The sequence below is a fragment of the Mobiluncus sp. genome (genome assembly GCF_985070215.1).
Genome location: NZ_CFKZQR010000007.1, coordinates 55,315 through 74,514 on the forward strand (window position 1 = coordinate 55,315; position 19,200 = coordinate 74,514).

Below are 19,200 nucleotides of genomic sequence, written 5' to 3' on the forward strand. Positions count from 1 at the left end.
GTGCCACCGGTGTCTCCGGATTGGCATTGCTTTGCATCGATGTCACCTGCTTTGGCGAGCATCTCTGTAAAACCATTGTGCCACACCCGCCCCCCAGAGCGACATCTTCTATACTAGATGGGGTTGTTTCCGAACAGAAAACCGTTTGACAAGGGGGGTCGGTGCGCGCCAAAGGACGACTAAACGCAACAATAATCGTAGGCGCCCTGATTCTCGGCGGCGCTTACGTCGGTGCTGACGGAGCGGACTTAGTGCCAGGTATTTTGACCTTCAAACCACCTCTCCCCCGAGTGGTTCCATTCCCTGATTCCCCCGCAGTCAACCCCGAGCCTACCGAGATCCCGCTCTTTGCCAAATCCACCGATTTCGATGCCAATACTTATAAAACCTTAGTGCGCCAATTCGCCACAGATTACCGCCTCACCAACGCGAAACTCTCCTTCTGGGTAGGCGACCGGGATGGTGTGGAACTGGCCTCTTATGAGCCCCAAAGCGCGCTTACTGCTGCTTCTACGACAAAACTACTCACCGCGGTGGCGGCACTGCACGAATTCGGCCCGGAGGCGCGAGCTCGCACGGTAGTGGCCTGGGATAACGATAAGCGCAAGCTGTTTTTAATCGGCGGCGGCGATGCGCTGCTGGGGTTGGGAGCGGACGCTCCGCGTTCCATAAAAGGCTACGCCGGCCTAGACACTCTCGCGACTGACACGATTGTGGCACTTTCCTCCCAAACTCCAGGGAAATCTGAACATCACGAGGCCTCCCCCACCAACAAATCGGTGGCCTCGAGCACGAACGCACCGGCCTCTGAGAACAATTCCCCCACGGGCAGCCTGTTGAATGGAAAGCCCTACACGTTGGTGTTGGACACCTCCTGGTTTGGCTCTGAAACAGCCTCTCCATTTTGGCGTGAGGGAGATAACCGCTGGGTCGGCCCTATTCAAGGCATGGCCATCAATACCGGTCTGGTCGACCCGAACTCTGACAATGGATATCACCCGGATGCTGCACAGGTTGTAGGTCAGGCATTTGCCGAGGCCTTGAATCGTTTAGGCGGGGCAGGACCAGCCAAAATCGAGGTAGGAAAATCTGGTTTGGCCTCGAATAAGCTCCTGGACCCGCTCTCCGAGCTACCGCAAATCGCTGCTGAGGTTTCCACCAGTCACGGTCCGACCCCGATTGCCTACGCACAAGGGGCCCCGCTCGCTCAGGTGGAACGGCAAATGTTAAAGATTTCGGATAATACTTTGGCTGAAAGCCTTGGGCGGCTGGTAGCGCTGCACCGTAAGGCAAAACCGACATTCGCTGCCTCCGGGGCGGCGGTCATGGATTCGCTGCGGGAATTGGGCTTGGACTTGGGTGAAACTGAGCTGAAAGGCTGCTCGGGGCTGGCTTATGACACCCGGATATCTGCCCGAGTTTTAGCGGATGCGGTGCGGTTATCAATGAGTAAAGACCATCCCGAACTGCATTCTGTTACTGCCAATGTCCCAGTAGCCGGGGCAGACGGTACTCTGGAACACGTTTACCAGGGCACTTTTGCCGCGGGAGTGGTTCGCGGCAAAACCGGCACGTTGGGAATTACGAATTCTCTGGCAGGGACATTCGTGCGCAATAACCAGGAGTTCGTCTATGCCCTGGTCATCTCCGGTTACCCGGAATCTCAGGGCGGACCCAGTATTCAAGCTAAACAGATGTTCATCAACGGTTTGCTCGGCGCGACAACCTCTTTCTCTAACGTCGACCCGAAGAGCCGGCCGTCCACCCCTGCTCCAAATGCCCCCGCGCCGGCGAATCCCGCTGCTCCCGTCGACTAAAACAGCCGCATCCCACATTCTGAAATACTGGTTTCGCTTTTTGGCTGCGAGATTGCTACAATCGCAACATGACTAAACGAATGCCTCGCTGACGTGCACGTCAGCCTCTAAACGTCCAGCGCCGCGTCCGGTGCTGAGCATTCGTATCTCCATGTTCCTGCGTGCCCGTCAGAGTCAAAATCTTTGGGACAAGTTTGTACAGCCATAACTCACGCAAAGGAAACTACGATGTCTAAAACCACTATTGGACCCAACTGGGTCGACCACCCCGAATGGGGTTTCGATACTCTGCAAATTCATGCCGGCTACACCGGCGATCCGACCACCGGCACGCAAACAGTGCCGATTTATGCCACGAACGCGTTTCACTTCCCCAGCGTGGAATCGGCGGCTGCCCGTTTTGCTTTGCAGGAGCTGGGACCGATTTATTCCCGCCTGGGTAATCCCACCAACGATGCTTTAGAAGCTCGGATTGCTGCGCTGGAAGGCGGGGTCGGGGCGATTGCCACCGGGTCGGGTCAAGCTGCCATCACGCTAACTATTTTGACTTTGGCATCGAAAGGTCAAAATGTGGTGGCCTCAAACTCGATTTACGGGGGCACTTTCAACCTTTTGGGCCATACTTTGGAACGCCTCGGCATCGAAGTGCGTTTTGTTGACGATCCTCGTGACATTAGCCAGTGGACAGCCCGCACGGACGCAAACACGGCGGCTTACTACGGGGAGCTGGTGCCCAATCCACAAGGCGACGTACTGGATCTCGAACCGTTAGCCCAAACCGCACACCAAGCCGGGGTTCCACTCATTGTCGACAATACGGTGCCTACCCCTTACCTGTGCCGTCCCATCGAGTTCGGGGCGGATATCGTAGTGCATTCCGCCACCAAGTACCTGGGCGGACACGGGTCAGCCATGCTCGGTATCGTGGTTGATTCCGGCCGTTTTGATTACGCTGCAGCGAAAGCGGCCCCGCGTTTCCCCGGTTTCAACGCTCCCGACCCTTCCTATCACGGGGTTGTTTATGCCCGCGATTTCGGTGTTCAGGGCGCATTGGGGGCGAACCTGGCGTTTATTTTGAAAGCGCGTGTAGAAGGCCAGCGGGACTTGGGCTTCGTGGCTTCACCTTTCGCGGTGTGGACAGTCGGACTGGGAGTGGATACGTTGAGTCTGCGGATGGAACGCCACATTGCCAACACTCGTCTGGTCGCTGAATTCCTGGAGTCTCAGGTGGGCGCGGGCTTAGTGGAGACGGTGCGGTGGTCCTCGCTACCTTCCTCCCCGTTCTATGCCCTGGCCCAAAAATATACCCCGAAAGGGTGCGGTTCCCTGTTGAACTTCGATTTGGCCGGAGGCCTACAAGCCGGTAAAGCATTTATCAATTCCCTGGAATTACTGGCAAATGTCGCTAATATCGGAGATGTGCGTTCCTTGGCGATTCACCCGGCTTCCACCACTCATGCTCAGCTGACTACAGCCGAACTGTTGGCACAGGGCATCACGCCCGGTACCGTCAGGCTGTCGATTGGCACCGAAGACCCCAAGGATATTTTGGCTGACATTCGGCGCGGTCTGGCCGCGGCACGTCAGGCGAATGCCGCGTAACTGGATGAAACTATCTCTCGCTTAGGAAAACCGATGACTATCAAAGACCTCTACGCGGCTCACCGCCCCGCGCTATCGCCTCCCGGTGAGGCTGGCTCTACCCCTCGCGGGGACGGGTCAGGGCGAGACTTGCGGGTATCGTACGAGCTGTATCCGCCGCGCAATGCCCGCCCGACTTCCCAGGCCTGGGCAGGCATAGACCGGCTTTTAGATTCTCGTCCCGATTACGTCTCCGTAACTTTTGGAACGAGTGGTACAACACCGGATGCTTCACAATCCGTCCTCTGGCATGCTTTGAAGCGTTCGGGGCGGCCTGTCCTGGCTCATCTGACCTGCGTGGGGAAAACCCGCGCCAAGCTGGTGGGAATCATTCAAGACATGATGGACTTAGGAGTGCGCGATTTCCTCGCGCTGCGCGGGGATGAGGCACCGGAGGATGAGCCAGGAGAAGCAGAATCGGGCGAATTTGACCGAGCGTTCCAACTTGTGCAGCTGATTCGAGAGGTTTCCGCTGATTACCTCGGGGACGAACACGCCGTCAGTATCGCGGTGGCTGCCTATCCGGCGGGAAGTATTCAGACCCGCACGGATGCGGTTCAGGCTCTGGTGCAAAAGCAGGCGGCCGGCGCTGATTTTGCTATCACTCAGGTGTTTTACCGAGCCCAGGACTATGCCGAGTTGGTTCAGTCAGCAACGTACCAGGGCGTGACGATACCCATTGTTCCGGGAATCATTCCGTTTACAGATGTGCGCCGTCTCCAGCGTCTCGAGGGTCTCACCGGGGTACCGGTGCCGGAAAAGATTATGACCTTAGCTAATATCGCCGATCCTGCCGAGAGAATCTTGGAGAGCCTGGGTGCCACCCTGGATTTCGTCAACGATCTCATCGAAGCCAACGCGCCCGGCATTCACTTTTACACGTTTAACCGACCCCGGCCAGTCTTGGACTTGGTGGAGCACCTGCGTTCTCGCGGATTTGCCCACGTGGACCAGGAAGATTCGCACGACCTGCTCGGGCTGATGAACGCCGCCATGCACCGCATCTCTCCCTGAGTTCCGTTGCTCGATAAACCCGGCAGACCGAACCAAACCGAACTTAACAAAGAAAAACATACATTCGAACCTATTGAAGGGATTTATAGCAAATGACTGAAAAGCAGCCTTTTCCCGCCGCGACCGTAGCGGGTTACCCCCGGATTGGCGCAAACCGCGAACTGAAGCGAAGCCTGGAGCACTACTGGGCTCAAAAAATCGACCGCGCCACCCTCGACACCCAGATAAAACAACAGTTGGCGACGCGTATCAGCCACCTGAAAGACTTGGGATTGAACGAACCGGGGGCCAATCCTGCAGACTTTGTCCTCTACGATCAGGTTTTGACCCTGACTTGTGCGCTAGGTGCGGTACCCCAGCGTTTTGGTAACCTGGTGCGCCCCGACGGCTCCCTGGACGTGGACGGAGAGTTCACCCTAGCCCGGGGCATTGATGATAAACCCGCTTTGGAAATGACTAAGTGGTTCGACACGAATTATCACTACCTGGTCCCCGAAATCGGCCCGTACACTCAGATTTCCGCCGTAGCCAATCCGTGGCTGGAACAGGTGAAGGCCGGAGGTAGCGCAGCGCGTCCAGTCCTCACCGGTCCGGTTACCTATCTGTTGGGAGCGAAAGCCAGCGCGGACGCCCCCGCTCATTTCCATCCCCTGAAACGACTGGACGCAGTATTGGCTGGATTCGAGGTTTTCCTCAGCCAGTTCGCGGCCACCGGCGTAACTTGGGTTCAGTTTGACGAGCCGGCTTTGGTGTGTGACACCTGGTCGACTTCCCGTGAGGAAGTGCTGGCGGCAGCTCGTAAAACCTATGAATTCCTGGGCAAATTGACCAATCGTCCCCAAATTTTTGTCAACGCCCCGTACGGACCGTTGGGCCTCGATGGGCTAAACGTGCTGAGCGCCACCGATGTGGAAGCCATCGGCCTGGATTTGGTCGCCGGCCCGGTCCCGAGCCGCGAGGACCTACAGGCCCTCGGGGACAAAACCCTGGTGGCGGGCATCGTTTCCGGTCGCAACGTGTGGCGTACCGACTTGCGACAGGCCCTCGAGACTTTGCAAGCAATTCACCAGGTCGTCCCGAACCTCAGCGTGTCGACCTCGACTTCGCTACAACATGTCCCTCATGATGCGACCAATGAAACGTCCCTGGACCCGCAAGTGCGTTCCTGGTTGGCTTTTGCGGACCAAAAGATTGCCGAGGTACAGACCTTGGCGCGCGGCTTGGCGGATCCCGATTCCATCACCGCTGAACTGGCGGAAAATGCCGAAATCTTGGCTTCCCGCGCCAACCATCCAGGAGTGAAACGTGCCGAGGTGCGTCAGGCTACCGCGGCCGTGACGGCTGCCGACCGGACTCGCGCCCCCTATCCGCAACGTTTGGCGGCACAAGCGGAGATTTTGCAGTTGCCGTTGTTGCCCACCACTACGATTGGTTCTTTCCCGCAAACCACCGAGATTCGCCAGGCGCGAGCCGCTTTCCGCCGCCACGAAATCAACGAGGCTCAATATGATGAGGAAATCCGCAATGAGATTGCTCGGGTCGTAAAACTGCAGGAAGATCTCGGTTTGGACGTTTTGGTACACGGGGAAGCAGAACGCAATGACATGGTACAGTTCTTCGCCGAAAACCTGGAAGGTTTCGCCGCCACGGAGCACGGCTGGGTACAGTCCTACGGCTCACGCTGTACTCGACCCTCGATTTTGTGGGGGGACATCACACGTTCCCACCCGATAACGGTTGAGTGGTCCACTTATGCCCAATCCCTCACCGCAAAACCGATGAAAGGAATGCTGACCGGCCCTGTCACCATCATGGCGTGGTCTTTTGTCCGCGATGATGAGGCTCGTGCGGAGGTCGCGGATCAACTGGGGTTGGCGCTGCGAGCCGAAATCGCTGACCTCAATGCGGCTGGTATCAAGATTGTGCAGGTGGACGAACCGGCAATCCGCGAGCTGTTGCCGCTGCGCGCAGCAGGACGGGAGAAATATTTGCAATGGTCCGTAGGAGCTTTCCGTTTAGCCACCGGCGGGGCTCCTAAAGAGCTACAAATCCATACTCACCTGTGCTATTCCGAGTTCAACGTGGTGGTGGACGCAATCGATCACCTGGATGCGGACGTCACTTCGATTGAGGCCAGTCGTTCCAAGATGGACATTTTGCCGGCTGTGCACGAGCACGGTTTCGAGCGTGGACTGGGACCGGGAATTTGGGATATTCACTCTCCCCGGGTGCCGAAACTCGATGAGGAAGTGGGGCTGCTGGAAAAGGCTGTCGCCGCTTTGGATCCCCACCAAGTTTGGGTTAACCCGGACTGCGGGTTGAAAACCCGCGCCTATCCCGAAACGGTGGCCACTTTAGAGAACTTGGTCGGAGCCGCGAGGGCGGTGCGCGCGAAGCTCGAAGCCTGAACCTGAAAACCGTAGACCATAGGGATAGCGATGCCGCAAACCAGTGAGTTAATACCGGTCAGTGGAGCTTGGAAACCCACTGACCCCAAGGGAAATCGTCAGTTCGCCGCTCTGGGGATGCTGAAGCTCGAGGGCGGGTCTGCTCTGCCGGGCGCCCGGCTCGCCTTTGAGTCTTTCGGCACTTTGAATGCGGAAAAGTCCAACGCTATCCTCATCAATCACGCCCTCACCGGAGATTCTCATGTGTACGGTGAAGCCGGACCTGGCCACGTTACACCAGGATGGTGGAACGAAGTCGTCGGGCCCGGTGCCGCGGTGGATACGAATCGGTGGTTTGTGGTTTGTCCCAATGTGTTAGGCGGTTGTCAAGGTTCTACCGGCCCCGCTACTTTGGCTCCGAACGGGCGAGCCTGGGGGTCGCGCTTTCCCCTGCTGACGACCCGCGATCAGGTGGCGGCAGAAAAAATCCTCATGGACCAGCTCGGTATTCCCCGCTGGTTTGCGGTCATCGGCTGTTCGCACGGGGGACACCGGGCACTGGAGTGGGCGGTGACTTATCCCGAGCAGGTGGAGCGGCTGGTGGCAGTGGCTACCGGCTGCGCCATCACCGCTGAACAGGCCGCTTGGTGCCATGTACAGATGCACGTGCTGGAGCTGGATACGAATTTTCACAACGGCGACTACTACGATAATCCCCCTGGTCAGGGGCCTTTCCGGGGGTTGGCTTTGGCGCGTGAGGTCGCGCACACTACCTACCGCAGCCCCAAGGAACTGCAGGAGCGGTTCGGGCGCGATCCGGGTTATCGTGAAGATCCGCTTTCGGGAGGCCGTTTAGCGGTGCAGTCTTACCTGGACTATCACGGGGTGAAGCTAGCGAAACGCTTTGACGCCGGGTCCTACCGGGTGCTGACTCGCTCGATGCTGACTCACGACGTGGGGCGAGGCCGGGGCGGATTAGAAGTCGCCCTATCCCGGGTACAGGCTCGTGTCCTGGCCCTGGGAGTGGACTCTGACCGCCTGTTTTACCCTTCCCAAACACAGCAGCTGGCTAGATTGACCCGGCACAGCGAGGCGGTCATAATTCATTCCGATTCCGGCCACGATGGTTTCCTAATTGAAAACGAACCTGTCGGTCAGGCCATCGGTGAGTTCCTCGCCGCATAGGAAACCGCGCTGACTCTTGATGGTTTATCCGGGAAACCTTGCTAGGTTGCATTTCAGCTGTGCCGCTTACACCGCGGATACCTTGAGAAATCAGCCATTCTCCCGCCGCGACACGCGAGGCACGTTAGAATTCGAGAATGCGATACCTTCCTGATGTACTGGGTCCCGGATTCGGCGCCGCTAAACTCCGGTTGGAACCTGATCAGATTTCCCCGCGTTCCGCTACTTTGGTGCGCTACACTCCCGCTGAGGATCCAAAATCACAGCTACCCGACCGCATAGTCCCGGTCAACATGAAACCGGGCGGGGGGCCCAACCAGGGCAGTTTCCGGATTCTTCCGCCCTCAGCCAGCCCGCAGCAGCGTGCAGGCAGCAATTCTCAGTCTGACGTTTCAGCACGGTGGGATGATTCACCCGCCCGAAACCTGGATTACCTGCAGGATTACTTAACTCCAGAGCTGCGGGGTCGCGAAATTACAGTTCTTGACGAGCTTGACGCACCCTCAGCTCCGCAATTTATCGCTGTCTATGTCCACGGGTGGAATGACTATTTTTATCAAGCTCATCTAGCCCGGATGATGACCCATTTGGGCGCCGCCTTTTACGGGATTGACCTGCACCGTTATGGTCGAAATATGCCGAGACGCTCCGGCTTAATTCCTTTCAACTGCTACGAGGACGATTACACAACCTATGACCGGGAACTGGATTGGGCCATCGCCACGGCTCGCCAGGAACACCCTGATTTGCCTGTAATCGTGATGGCTCATTCCAACGGTGGTGCCGTAGTTTCCGGGTGGGCGTCACGCCATCACGATGCCTATGACGGTCTCATCTTTATTTCTCCCTGGGTGGTGCAAGACGTATCCGGAATCCCCGCCGGCAATACTGTAAGCACCGTCATTTCCAAATATTTGAAGGGGCTGCACGTACCGATGCTTGGCCCTGGTTCTACGGTTTACCAGGATTCTTTGGCGGGGTATGCCACAATTAGTTCTCCCCTGCCCCGCCGCTTGGTTCCCTTTGGCAATGATCCGGCCGTGTGCGGCTGGGTCACAAACCCGCAGTGGCGCATTGTTGACGGAGCACCGATTCTATTTGGATGGCTCTCTGCCATCCTCAGCACCCAGCAATGGCTGGTGGATCATGCTCGTTTTTCCAACCAACCGGTCCTCTGTCTGACCGCAGCGCATGACCCGGATGCTTTTTATCATCCCGAGATTGCCCGAATTGACTCTCTGATGGCTAAAAAATGGCAGTCTGCCGGGAAGACGCCGCTGCGCCGAAACCTGGAAAAACGCCGCCTTTACCTGTCAACCATGTCAAGGCATATTCGTGAGCGTGACAACAGTTCTGAGCGGGAGTATTCTTATAAAACCGCCTTAGTGGACTGGACTGAGGCGGCGCGCCATACTGACACGGTATTGAATGGAAATCTCATCGAAGATCGGATTAATACCCTTTACGGTCGGGTGGGCGGCGGATTAACGCTGCAGCAGATGTCCGGTTTGCACGATTTAACACTGTCCCAACCTCTGGAACGTGCCGAGTTTTTTGCGGAAGTGGCGGCTTGGATTTCTCACTCCGGCATCCTAAATAAATAAGCAAATCTGTTCCTAAACGCTTATTACCTGGATTGATATCCTTATTTAAAGCTGACTTAGAGGGCAGCCAACACAGTGAAGACGCTGTTGGTCACTCATGGAGGTTACTTCTCCCGGCACGCAAGCCCCGTGAGCACAAGAGGTGTTTACCGAGTTATTTCGGTTCGCCAGCAGTCCCGTGCGGCGCAGGTGCTCTAAAAGCAGCTGCCCGTGTTCCACGCTCACCTCACTACGCCTCACCGCCGCTAAGAAAGTAGAACCTTGGCTCAGAGAGTCGATAAAGATCGCGGCACGAGATTCACCAGATGCGCTCCGTAATGTTTTTCCCGCGGCCTGCAATGCGTATTTAGGGTCATCAGCGCTGTTCATAAGGTTATCTCAAACAAAGATGCGGCCCACTTGGAACACTGCTACCGCGAGCAGCCAGGCGATAATCAGCTGTCCGCCTACCGCCGCGAAGACGCGTTTCGCCCCCAGCTGACGCCACTGTTCAGCAACGGTAGCCAGACACGGGGTGTAGGTCAAAACAAAAATCAGGAACGCTAGGGCGGCCACGGGTGCCGCCGCCGCGGACCCTGCGGAATCGGTGAACGTTTCGCGGGTCAGTTCGCGCATAGTCGGGGTGGGGCTTCCGGCGTCTTGGGCAGCAGCTACGTCCTGTTCGGAAATATCGACATCGGTGTAGGTCGCCGCGAGCGCCCCCAGCATGGTTTCTTTCGCGACAAACCCAGTTATCAGCGATCCCGTTAGGTGCCAGTCGCCGAAACCGGCGGGGGCAAACACAGGAGCTATCGCCGAAGCCGCCACCCCGTAAGCAGATTCATCGGCTGGCAGGGCGTCCCCAAAACGGCCCTCACCGGTAACAGGCGTTACCATCAGGAGCCAAATCACGATGGTCATCACCACAATGACCTTACCCGCGCCCTTGAGAAAAGCCCAGGTGCGCTGCAAAGCTGAACGCACCAAGATGATGCCTCGAGGGGTCTGGTAAGCGGGAAGAACCAGCATCAGCGGCGCGCCGGTGGAAGCGCGCATGAACAGCGGACGCAACAGCAACCCTCCCAAGACCACCATGACTATGGACAGGAAGTACATCAACCACACCACTTCGGTGGCATGAGTGCCAAAGAACACTTGGGCGATGAACATATAGACAATCATGCGCGCCGAACAGGTGATATAGGGGGTGAGGATGACTGCCATCATGCGCTGGCGGGAATCCGGAACGGTACGCAGCGCCGCCAAAGTGGGAAGGTTACAGCCAAATCCCACAATGAAGGGCATGATGACACGGCCGTCTAAACCAATAGCACGCATCATGCGGTCCCCCAGGAAGGCAACGCGAGCCATATAACCGGAGTCCTCCATGACGGCTATGGCGGCGAACATGACCAGCATCAGCGGAGCGAAAGACAGTACGACCCCCATGCCGGTCAACAGTCCGTTTATCAATAAACCCTGTAAAATCGGGTTATCCCAGCCCATCCATGTCAACCAAGTCAACACACCATCGGCTAGAGAAGAGGCATGAAACACTGTGATTTCCTGGCCGGGAGCTCCGATGGAGGCAAATGGCACCTTGAGAAGCTGGGCGGGAATCGTGAAATCCCAGCCGCCGACAGCATCAAAAATTCCTTCGAGAGGATCTTGAAAAATCGCCGCGAATGTATTGGCTAGCCAAAACACCACGTACATAGCCAACATGAAAAGCAAAGTACCAGCAAAAGGATTGAGCAGCACCCGATCGACTTTGTCCGAGCGGAACTTCGATACGCTCCTGACGCAAACCGGATTCGATATTTTCAATCCAGTCGAAAAGCAAAGCTGCCCGCTGTGTTTCTTCCATTGGTTCGGTGATTAGCTCTGGAAGCGGGCGACCCGATGGTTCACCCGGTTGACAATTTGTCCCACCGCAGGGGCTGAGACTTGCGGAAATATCATGGGTCAAAAGGCCAGAGCCGCTTTCGCTCTCGGCCTCAACTGGTGCCGGCATCTTGGACAGTAAGGCTTTGGCCGCCGTGACTGCCGCCTGGTTGTAGCCGGGGGCATTAACATCCCAGGGCAAACCGCTGAGGTAAGTCGGATTCTGCAATGCCGCGGCAATGAGTCGTGTCGCGTCCTGCAAACCTTCGCCGGTCCGCGGATTCATCGTCGCTACGGGGACTCCCAGCAGACAGGACAGATTATCCGCGTCAATAGCCTCATCGCTTTGCGCGGCAACGTCCTGCATGGTCAGGATGACCGCAACCGGTAGACCGGTCTGGGCTACCTGTGCCAACAGGTACAGGGAGCGCGACAGTGCGCTGGCGTCTAAAAGGGTTACGACCAGGTCGATTCCTCCGTCGTCTCGTCCGATGTCGGTTATCGAACCGGGTTGTCCCGCCAAAGTTTGAACCACCACGGACTCATCAGGAGAATTGGGCACCAGCGAGTACGTTCCGGGGGTGTCGATAAAACGCACCCCCAGCGACTTATTGAAACCGGTAAAGACTTCTACCGTGGTTCCGGGTGCATTCACGACCGTTTGATGCATTCCGGTCAGGGTGTTAAACAGCGAAGATTTCCCCACATTGGGGTTTCCTACCAAGACCACGTTGGTGGTGTCGCGCTTGGGCAGGTAAACACGATGTGTTTGCGCGACGGCCATTGTGGTTGAGAGATCGGCAGATTCGGGTGGTAGCGGATTGCATTTGGGGCAGCTCATCGGATGTTTACTCTCCGTTGTCTGCCGCGAGGATATCTTTCGGGGAGTCCTCGAGGTGCGCCGCAATGCCACAGGCCGCCAAACGGGGCACGAATTGCGGCGAAAGGTCGTGGAGAGCTAACGCGGCTTCGAGGGCGGCCTTTTCCTGGTCCAAACCGAGCTTTTGCGCAAACTGGATGCAGGGCCGCACCAAGGCGGTCTTGGCAAAACCGCGATCCACCGCCAAACGAGTCCCACGCACGAAGAGAACACGACCTCCAAAAGCACCCTTTTGCGTGACTGTGAAACGCGTGCCTGGACGCAGACCCAACTCGTGAATCCGCCCGCAGAATCTGTTGTCACACCCTAAATCCACCATAATCATAGGGACCCCAACAGGACATTCACACAATTGCACGAAACTAAGCCTAACCTAGCTAAAATCTTTTTTCAACAATTGTCTTTCGTTATTAAAACCCGTTCTTTCTAAAACCGCTGGTGCCGGGCCCTTGACGGAACCCGGCACCAAAAATGCGGTTTATTTAATTGGAGGCTGCGGACTACTCCACACCTTGCGTGGCGGACTCGTCCCACTTCAGATGTTCCGCAGCGGCGCGACCCGCCTCGAGGCGAGCCACCGGCACCCGGAACGGCGAACAGGACACGTAATCCAGCCCGACCTGGTGGAAGAAGTGAATCGAAATCGGATCGCCACCGTGTTCACCACAGATACCCATCGGCAGATTCGGTTTGGTGGACCGTCCGCGCTTCACACCTTCGGCGACAACGCGACCCACCCCGTGGGTGTCGATGGATTCGAACGGGGAAACCCCGAAGATTCCGGCTTCCACGTACTGCGGGAAGAACACGCCTTCCACGTCGTCACGGCTGAATCCCCAAGTAGTTTGGGTCAGGTCGTTGGTGCCAAAGCTAAAGAACTCGGCTTCCTTGGCGATGGTGTCAGCGGTCATGGCGGCACGCGGCAACTCAATCATGCAGCCCACCGGGACATCAAAGGTAACGCCGTATTCACCCTGAACCTGAGCAATGATCTCCTCGGCTTCATCACGCACCAGCTGGAGCTCACGAATGGAACCAATCAGCGGAACCATAATCTCCGGATGCGGGTCCAAGCCCTCCTTCTTTAACTCGCAAGCCGCCGAAACCAGCGCCTTCATCTGCATCTTAAACAAGCCCGGCAAGTAAATACCCAAGCGGACGCCGCGCAGACCCAGCATCGGGTTTTCTTCATGCATCCGGCGCACGGCAGCCAGCATGTGCTGGTCTTCCTCCGAGAGCGTTTCACCCTCTGCTTTAGCCACCGCGTTCTTAATTTCCAGAGTCGTCAAGTCCGGCAGGAACTCGTGCAGCGGCGGGTCAATGAGACGAACGGTCATATGTTTGCCGTCCATAATCTTAAGCATTTCCTTAAAGTCGCCCTTTTGCAGCGGCTCCAAGGCGTCCAGGGCGCGTTGACGTTCATCGGACCCTTCTGGGGAAAGAATCAGTTTCTCTACCAGGGGTCGACGATCGCCGAGGAACATATGCTCGGTACGGCACAAGCCGATACCTTCCGCACCGAAGTCCAAAGCCCGCTGCGTGTCCGCGGGAGTGTCGGCGTTAGTGCGCACCACCAGGCGACGAACCTCATCAGCGTGGGTCATCAACCGATCGACCGCCTTAATCAAGTCCTTCTCGTCTTCGGTGGCCGAAGCGTCCAAACCGGCCTGCAAACCGTGAGACAGGTAAGTGGTCACCGGGGAATCCTGCACCGGAACCGCTCCGAGGAACACCTCGCCAGTACCGCCGTCAATAGAGATTTCGTCTCCCTCGTGCAGAACGGTGTCCCCCACGGTAGCGGTCTTAGCGGCTTGGTCAACCACGATGGTTTCCGCCCCGACCACACAGGTCTTGCCCATGCCACGAGCCACTACCGCAGCGTGGGAAGTCTTGCCACCGCGGCTGGTCAACACGCCCGCGGCCGCAACCATACCCCGCAGGTCGTCAGGGTTCGTCTCACGACGCACCAGGATGCACGGCACTCCCGCGTTAGCGGAAGCCTCGGCAGCGTCGTTATCAAACACAATCTTGCCCACCGCAGCCCCGGGAGACGCAGCCATACCCTTGGTGAACACCTCGGGCTTACCGGACATGTCAAACATCGGGAACATCAAGTTTTGCAGCTGTTCGCCAGTGACCCGCAGCAGAGCTTCATCGGTGGTAATCAAACCTTCATCAACCAGCTGGGTGGCGATTCGGAAAGCCGCGGCCGGGGTGCGTTTGCCCACACGCACCTGCAGCATCCACAGCTTGCCACGTTCGATGGTGAACTCGATATCGCACATGTCCTCGTAGTGGGTTTCGAGCTTCCGCATAATACCCAACAGTTCGTCATAGGACTTTTTGTCGTGTCCCTCAAGGTCTTTCAGGGTTTCGGTGTTGCGGATACCGGCCACCACGTCTTCGCCCTGAGCGTTCATGAGGATGTCGCCGTACACCCCCGGACGGCCCGAGGAGGGGTCACGGGTGAAGCACACCCCGGTGCCGGAGTCCTCGCCCATATTGCCGAATACCATGGTCACAATGTTGACGGCGGTGCCCAAGTCGTGAGGAATCCGCTCGCGGCGACGATAGATGCGAGCGCGTTCAGAGTTCCAGGAACGGAACACGGCTTCAATCGCCATGTCCATCTGGGTGCGCGGATCTTGCGGGAACGGCTTGCCGGTTTGGGCCTCAACGATTTCTTTGAACTGCGCGGTGAGTTCTTTCAGGTCGCTGGCATTCAAATCGGTGTCTGCCTTAACTCCGCGGTTCTTTTTCATGTTATCCAACGCATCGGAGAACAGGTCGCCATCAATATCCTGCACGGTCTTGCCGAACATTTGAATCAAGCGACGGTACGAATCCCAAGCGAAGCGGTCACTGCCGGCTACTTTGGCCAAGCCTTCCACGGATTTGTCGTTCAGACCGACATTCAAAACGGTTTCCATCATGCCGGGCATAGAGAACTTTGCGCCAGAACGCACCGACACCAACAGCGGGTCCTCAGCCGCACCCAACTCGCGACCAACGGTTTCTTCTACTTCACGCAAAGCCTTGGTGACCTGCACGGTAGTTTCCTCCGGGACTTTACCTTCCTTCAGGTAAGCTCGGCAGGCATCGGTAGTAATCGTAAATCCCGGGGGAACCGGCAACCCGAGGTTGCTCATCTCCGCCAGGTTTGCACCCTTGCCACCCAACAGGTCCTTCTGATCCTTATTGCCTTCTGCAAAACGGTAAACGAATTTGGGCATGTGTTAAGCCTCCAACTTTTTCGAACTATCTGCGCACCACGCGCCAAAACCATCCTAGCAATATTTCCCTCCTCACTCACACCGCCCTATTTGCGCCCCCTCACGGGTTTCGCCATGTCTCGAGCCGGTACAGCCCAACGTCCTAACCGGTTTAATCGCCCCTTGGTCGCGCTGTAAAACGGGAACGCCGGAAAATGCGGCAGGTTCCCCTCCCGCGACAACGGGCGAGGAACCTGCTTGATTGAAAGGAACAAATATAAAAGTTTTTGTAAACGGGCTTATTCCGCTACTGCCAAGACGGTCCAGACCCGTCCCTGAGCGTCAGTCAATAGATAGACCGGCATGTCCAGTATGGAACCGTCCTTTTGCTTGACTGGCTGACTAATCAGCCGGGCACTCACCAAGTCGATTTTGCCGTCAATCTTGGCTGGCAAACCCTTTTGGTTGCGTACATCCAAAGGACCATACTTCGGGTCGTTGAGGCGTTGCACTGCCTGAGCCTCAGAAATGACCTTGTACTCGCCAATCTTCGTTTCCTTGCCCAGATTGGCACGAATCGAAGCCACTCCGGTTTCTGAAACCACGGCTTTCCAGTTTTGGGCTTGTGCTTGACCGGGCATCTTAACCGGGACGCTCACCGTGGTCAGACCATCTTTCTGGCTGGTTCCTGCCGAGCGGCTCATCACAGTAGCGCCCAGGGAAGCCGCCACTTTCTCAACTTGGGCAATGGCTGTCTCAGAAGAGGGCGCGTTGCCCACCACTTTCATGACACAGGGTGTCGGGCCAGGTGAAGGGTTTTGGGTCGATTGGGGCTCAACGGACTCCACCGGGGAAGACCCGGAAGGATCCGTAGTTTCAGTCACAATCAGCAATACCTGCAGTTGTCCGACCTCGACAGCCGTCCCCGGCAAGTTGGCTGTACCAGAGGTTTCCACGTTGCGCGGAGCTCCCGCTGTGTTGGGGTGGCTCGGTTCCGGCCCATCGGGACGCACGGCCGGCGGGACCGTCTCCGTCGGAGTTTCAGTCGGAGTTGGGGTCCACTTCGGTGTCGGTGTCGGCGTGATCTCAATCGGGTCACTAGGTTCCGAAGGGGTGGTACTGGGAGTACTAGGGGTACTCGGGGTAGCGGGGTTATTGGGGCTCGGAGTGGAGTTCCCCGAGGGATTCTTGGTCGCGTCGGGATTCGGCAGCTCTACAGTGCCGTCTCCGGGTTTCACCGGTACGCATTCCATCCGCACCGCGGAGGGATTATCAAAGCTCAAAGAGGTCAGCTGACCCACGGTAACCGTCAAGGTCGCCCCTTTGGTGTCAGTAACCGTGAATCCGGCACCGCTCTTTTTAACGGAACCCTTCATCCCCAAAGAGTCTGCGACTTTCTGGACTTGACCAGCGGATACTTTGGCACCTTTCCCGACCCGCGAAATCGGGGCTTTGGTAGGAACCGTAGAAAAATTGCCCGTCGCTACGAACTCAACATCGCCGATGTGTTCCAAACGCTGACTGGCTCCGGGTATCACAGTCTCAGAGCCGGCGGCGATAATAAGCGGCCCATCCGTAACCACGACACCGTCGTCTTGACTGGGCACTTCACCCGGTTCGCCGGGGGAAAGCACGCTCCACCCGGTGAAACCTACCACCGTCGCAGCCGCGGCCGCGCTCAAACCAACCAGCCAGTTGCGCCGCACCGCCAAGGTGTGACGCCGCACCGCCAGAGAAACGACTTCCGCCACCGGGGCCTGGGCATCCACCGCTTCCACCGGAACCACGTGCGTGGGCGGCTGAGCCTCAAAAGCCAGACCTTCGGACTCCATCTGCGCAGCAACCTTAGCGCGCAAAGAATCCAAATTGACGGGCAGATTCCGGGCAGGGTCGAGTGAGCGCAGAGCCTCCAGCCCGCTCATCTCATTTTCGTGGTTGTCCACTTCCCCGTCCTTCTTCTGGACGGCAATCGTTGTGATTACCGTATTTTGTCGTTCTATTTATTCAAGATTGGCTGGTCGAAACCGTCCTCAGGCCCGGCGCAGTTTCGACCTTGCAACATATACATGTAACTGGCCTGGCGTTTCTTACACTTTTTTAAGAAGTATTTTTTTCAATTGCTTCCTCCAGCCGTTTTCGTGCCCGAGATAAGGCTGCATCCGCGGCCGAGCGGCTCACGCCCAGGTATTGCGCTAAGGCAACACCGCTCAGCCCCTCCCACGCGACCGCCAAGATTATCTCGCGGTCGCGTTCACTGAGGTTCAGCAGGGCAGCTCGCATTCCCTGATCCTCAACAACGAGTTGAGCAGGGTCGGAAAAATCGGTGGAATCCAAGTTTTCCTGGTTATCTCCCATCGGCAGGGACTTCTTTTTGCGGTACCAGTTAGCCAAGGTCAAGCCGGCGGTTTTGTACAGCCAGGGCAGTTCGGCTCCATCGGGGACCTCGGTTTTTTTCTTCCACATCACGGTAAAGACTTCGGCGGCGAGGTCCTCGGCATCACTATAGGCCCCGCGTCTATAGAGAAATCGCACTATGGCCGTGCTGTGTTCCGCAAATACCCGCTCAAACCACTGTTCATCGTGGATAGCGGTGGACATACGTTCGGCCTCTCCCTTGACGCTGCACAAAAATAGTTAACTCATACGAATATACCCCGTAACGTGCTCATCCAGGAACCCATCACTGGTTTGAATCTGAAAAGAATCGGACCTGGCGTTGGGAGTAAATGTTTCGCGGGCCCGCCGGGGCGGACCCGCGTGCTGGCATCGAGGCGTTTACGAAGCGGGTTCCTTGTCCGGGGATTCTTCCGCTTCCTTAGCCGCCAGTTCGGCCTCCCGAATCGTCGCCGCGGTCACGTCTTCGAGCTTGCGGCGCTGTTGCGCCCGGCCCTCGGGCAGACCGTCCTCGCCGGTAAACTTGAACTCGGCGTCGTCGGTGAACTCCCAATCCGTCCCATTGAGCTTGTCCGCAGATTCGTGCTTGATGAACTTCGGCTCGACATCGACCGTGACGGTCTGACCTTCACGTAGTTCAGAGAACAAAATCTTTTCAGACAAGACATCCTCAATTTCGCGCTGCACGGCCCGACGCAACGGACGAGCCCCCAACGTCTTGTCAAAGCCCTTGTGCGCCAACAGAGCTCGCGCCGAGGGCGTCAGCTGCAAAGCCATACCCTGATCCAGCATCCGGTCGTCGAGCTTGGCGACCATCAGATCAACAATCTGGAGGATTTCGCCCTTTTCAAGCTGCGGGAACACCACGATTTCATCCACACGGTTGAGGAATTCGGGCCGGAAGTGCTGTTTCAGTTCTTCCTGAACCTTGCCCTTCATCCGCTGATAGTCCGTGGACAGCTCACCGCTGGCCTGGAAACCGGTCAGCACCCCCTTGTTGATTTCGCGAGTGCCGAGGTTCGTGGTCATGATGATGATGGTGTTCTTAAAGTCGACCAGGCGACCTTGTGAATCGGTGAGGTGGCCCTCCTCCAATACCTGCAGCAAGCTGTTAAAGATGTCCGGGTGAGCCTTCTCCACTTCGTCGAACAGCACTACGCTGAAGGGCTTGCGGCGCACCTTTTCGGTGAGCTGACCGCCCTC

The 19,200-nt window shown here is 57.2% G+C and carries 13 protein-coding genes; 6 read left to right on the top strand and 7 right to left on the bottom strand.

Annotated features, from left to right (window positions below; translation table 11 throughout):
* The first annotated feature begins 161 nt into the window (after positions 1-161).
* From AC5LBQ_RS02735 to AC5LBQ_RS02760, 6 genes are all read left to right on the top strand, one after another.
* Positions 162-1,817, top strand: a complete 1,656-nt coding sequence (locus AC5LBQ_RS02735) for a D-alanyl-D-alanine carboxypeptidase (RefSeq protein WP_493264553.1) — start codon at positions 162-164, stop codon at positions 1,815-1,817.
* Between the two features lie 228 nt (positions 1,818-2,045).
* Complete coding sequence (locus tag AC5LBQ_RS02740) at positions 2,046-3,419, top strand: O-acetylhomoserine aminocarboxypropyltransferase/cysteine synthase family protein (protein WP_493264554.1); 1,374 nt, start codon at positions 2,046-2,048, stop codon at positions 3,417-3,419.
* A gap of 33 nt (positions 3,420-3,452) precedes the next feature.
* The gene (locus tag AC5LBQ_RS02745; protein ID WP_493264555.1) at positions 3,453-4,472 is read left to right on the top strand and encodes a methylenetetrahydrofolate reductase; all 1,020 of its coding nucleotides are present in this window, start codon (positions 3,453-3,455) and stop codon (positions 4,470-4,472) included.
* Positions 4,473-4,564: 92 nt separating this feature from the next.
* Positions 4,565-6,880: a 5-methyltetrahydropteroyltriglutamate--homocysteine S-methyltransferase gene (metE, locus tag AC5LBQ_RS02750; protein ID WP_493264556.1), complete on the top strand. Its 2,316-nt coding sequence runs from the start codon at positions 4,565-4,567 to the stop codon at positions 6,878-6,880.
* Positions 6,881-6,910: 30 nt separating this feature from the next.
* Entirely contained in the window at positions 6,911-8,044 is a 1,134-nt protein-coding gene (metX, locus tag AC5LBQ_RS02755) for a homoserine O-acetyltransferase MetX (RefSeq protein ID WP_493264557.1), read from the top strand.
* A 137-nt stretch (positions 8,045-8,181) separates the two neighbouring features.
* Positions 8,182-9,648 (top strand): alpha/beta hydrolase, encoded by a 1,467-nt coding sequence (locus tag AC5LBQ_RS02760; RefSeq protein WP_493264558.1) that lies wholly within the window; start codon positions 8,182-8,184, stop codon positions 9,646-9,648.
* A 378-nt stretch (positions 9,649-10,026) separates the two neighbouring features.
* Here AC5LBQ_RS02760 and AC5LBQ_RS02765 read toward each other — a convergent pair whose 3' ends face one another.
* From AC5LBQ_RS02765 to AC5LBQ_RS02795, 7 genes are all read right to left on the bottom strand, one after another.
* Complete coding sequence (locus AC5LBQ_RS02765; RefSeq protein ID WP_493264559.1) at positions 10,027-11,388, bottom strand: nucleoside recognition domain-containing protein; 1,362 nt, start codon at positions 11,386-11,388, stop codon at positions 10,027-10,029.
* Positions 11,273-12,352: a FeoB small GTPase domain-containing protein gene (locus AC5LBQ_RS02770; RefSeq protein ID WP_493264560.1), complete on the bottom strand. Its 1,080-nt coding sequence runs from the start codon at positions 12,350-12,352 to the stop codon at positions 11,273-11,275. The genes AC5LBQ_RS02765 and AC5LBQ_RS02770 overlap by 116 nt, the downstream gene beginning before the upstream one ends.
* 7 nt (positions 12,353-12,359) lie before the next feature.
* Positions 12,360-12,749 (bottom strand): FeoA family protein, encoded by a 390-nt coding sequence (locus tag AC5LBQ_RS02775; protein ID WP_307742121.1) that lies wholly within the window; start codon positions 12,747-12,749, stop codon positions 12,360-12,362.
* Positions 12,750-12,891: 142 nt separating this feature from the next.
* Positions 12,892-15,624 (bottom strand): pyruvate, phosphate dikinase, encoded by a 2,733-nt coding sequence (gene ppdK, locus AC5LBQ_RS02780; RefSeq protein ID WP_493264561.1) that lies wholly within the window; start codon positions 15,622-15,624, stop codon positions 12,892-12,894.
* A gap of 278 nt (positions 15,625-15,902) precedes the next feature.
* Complete coding sequence (locus tag AC5LBQ_RS02785; protein ID WP_493264562.1) at positions 15,903-17,546, bottom strand: hypothetical protein; 1,644 nt, start codon at positions 17,544-17,546, stop codon at positions 15,903-15,905.
* Between the two features lie 154 nt (positions 17,547-17,700).
* Entirely contained in the window at positions 17,701-18,201 is a 501-nt protein-coding gene (locus tag AC5LBQ_RS02790; RefSeq protein ID WP_295026412.1) for an RNA polymerase sigma factor, read from the bottom strand.
* 177 nt (positions 18,202-18,378) lie between these two features.
* The coding region (locus AC5LBQ_RS02795; RefSeq protein ID WP_493264563.1) for an AAA family ATPase at positions 18,379-19,200 on the bottom strand (822 nt) is incomplete at its 5' end.

What these genes read in the sequence shown, in the direction of transcription:
- AC5LBQ_RS02740 (WP_493264554.1), top strand. Translation starts at nt 2,046, where the DNA reads ATGTCTAAAACCACTATTGGACCCAACTGGGTCGACCACCCCGAATGG.
- AC5LBQ_RS02745 (WP_493264555.1), top strand. Translation starts at nt 3,453, where the DNA reads ATGACTATCAAAGACCTCTACGCGGCTCACCGCCCCGCGCTATCGCCT.
- metE (WP_493264556.1), top strand. Translation starts at nt 4,565, where the DNA reads ATGACTGAAAAGCAGCCTTTTCCCGCCGCGACCGTAGCGGGTTACCCC.
- metX (WP_493264557.1), top strand. Translation starts at nt 6,911, where the DNA reads ATGCCGCAAACCAGTGAGTTAATACCGGTCAGTGGAGCTTGGAAACCC.
- AC5LBQ_RS02760 (WP_493264558.1), top strand. Translation starts at nt 8,182, where the DNA reads ATGCGATACCTTCCTGATGTACTGGGTCCCGGATTCGGCGCCGCTAAA.
- AC5LBQ_RS02770 (WP_493264560.1), bottom strand. Translation starts at nt 12,352, where the DNA reads ATGAGCTGCCCCAAATGCAATCCGCTACCACCCGAATCTGCCGATCTC.
- ppdK (WP_493264561.1), bottom strand. Translation starts at nt 15,624, where the DNA reads ATGCCCAAATTCGTTTACCGTTTTGCAGAAGGCAATAAGGATCAGAAG.
- AC5LBQ_RS02790 (WP_295026412.1), bottom strand. Translation starts at nt 18,201, where the DNA reads ATGTCCACCGCTATCCACGATGAACAGTGGTTTGAGCGGGTATTTGCG.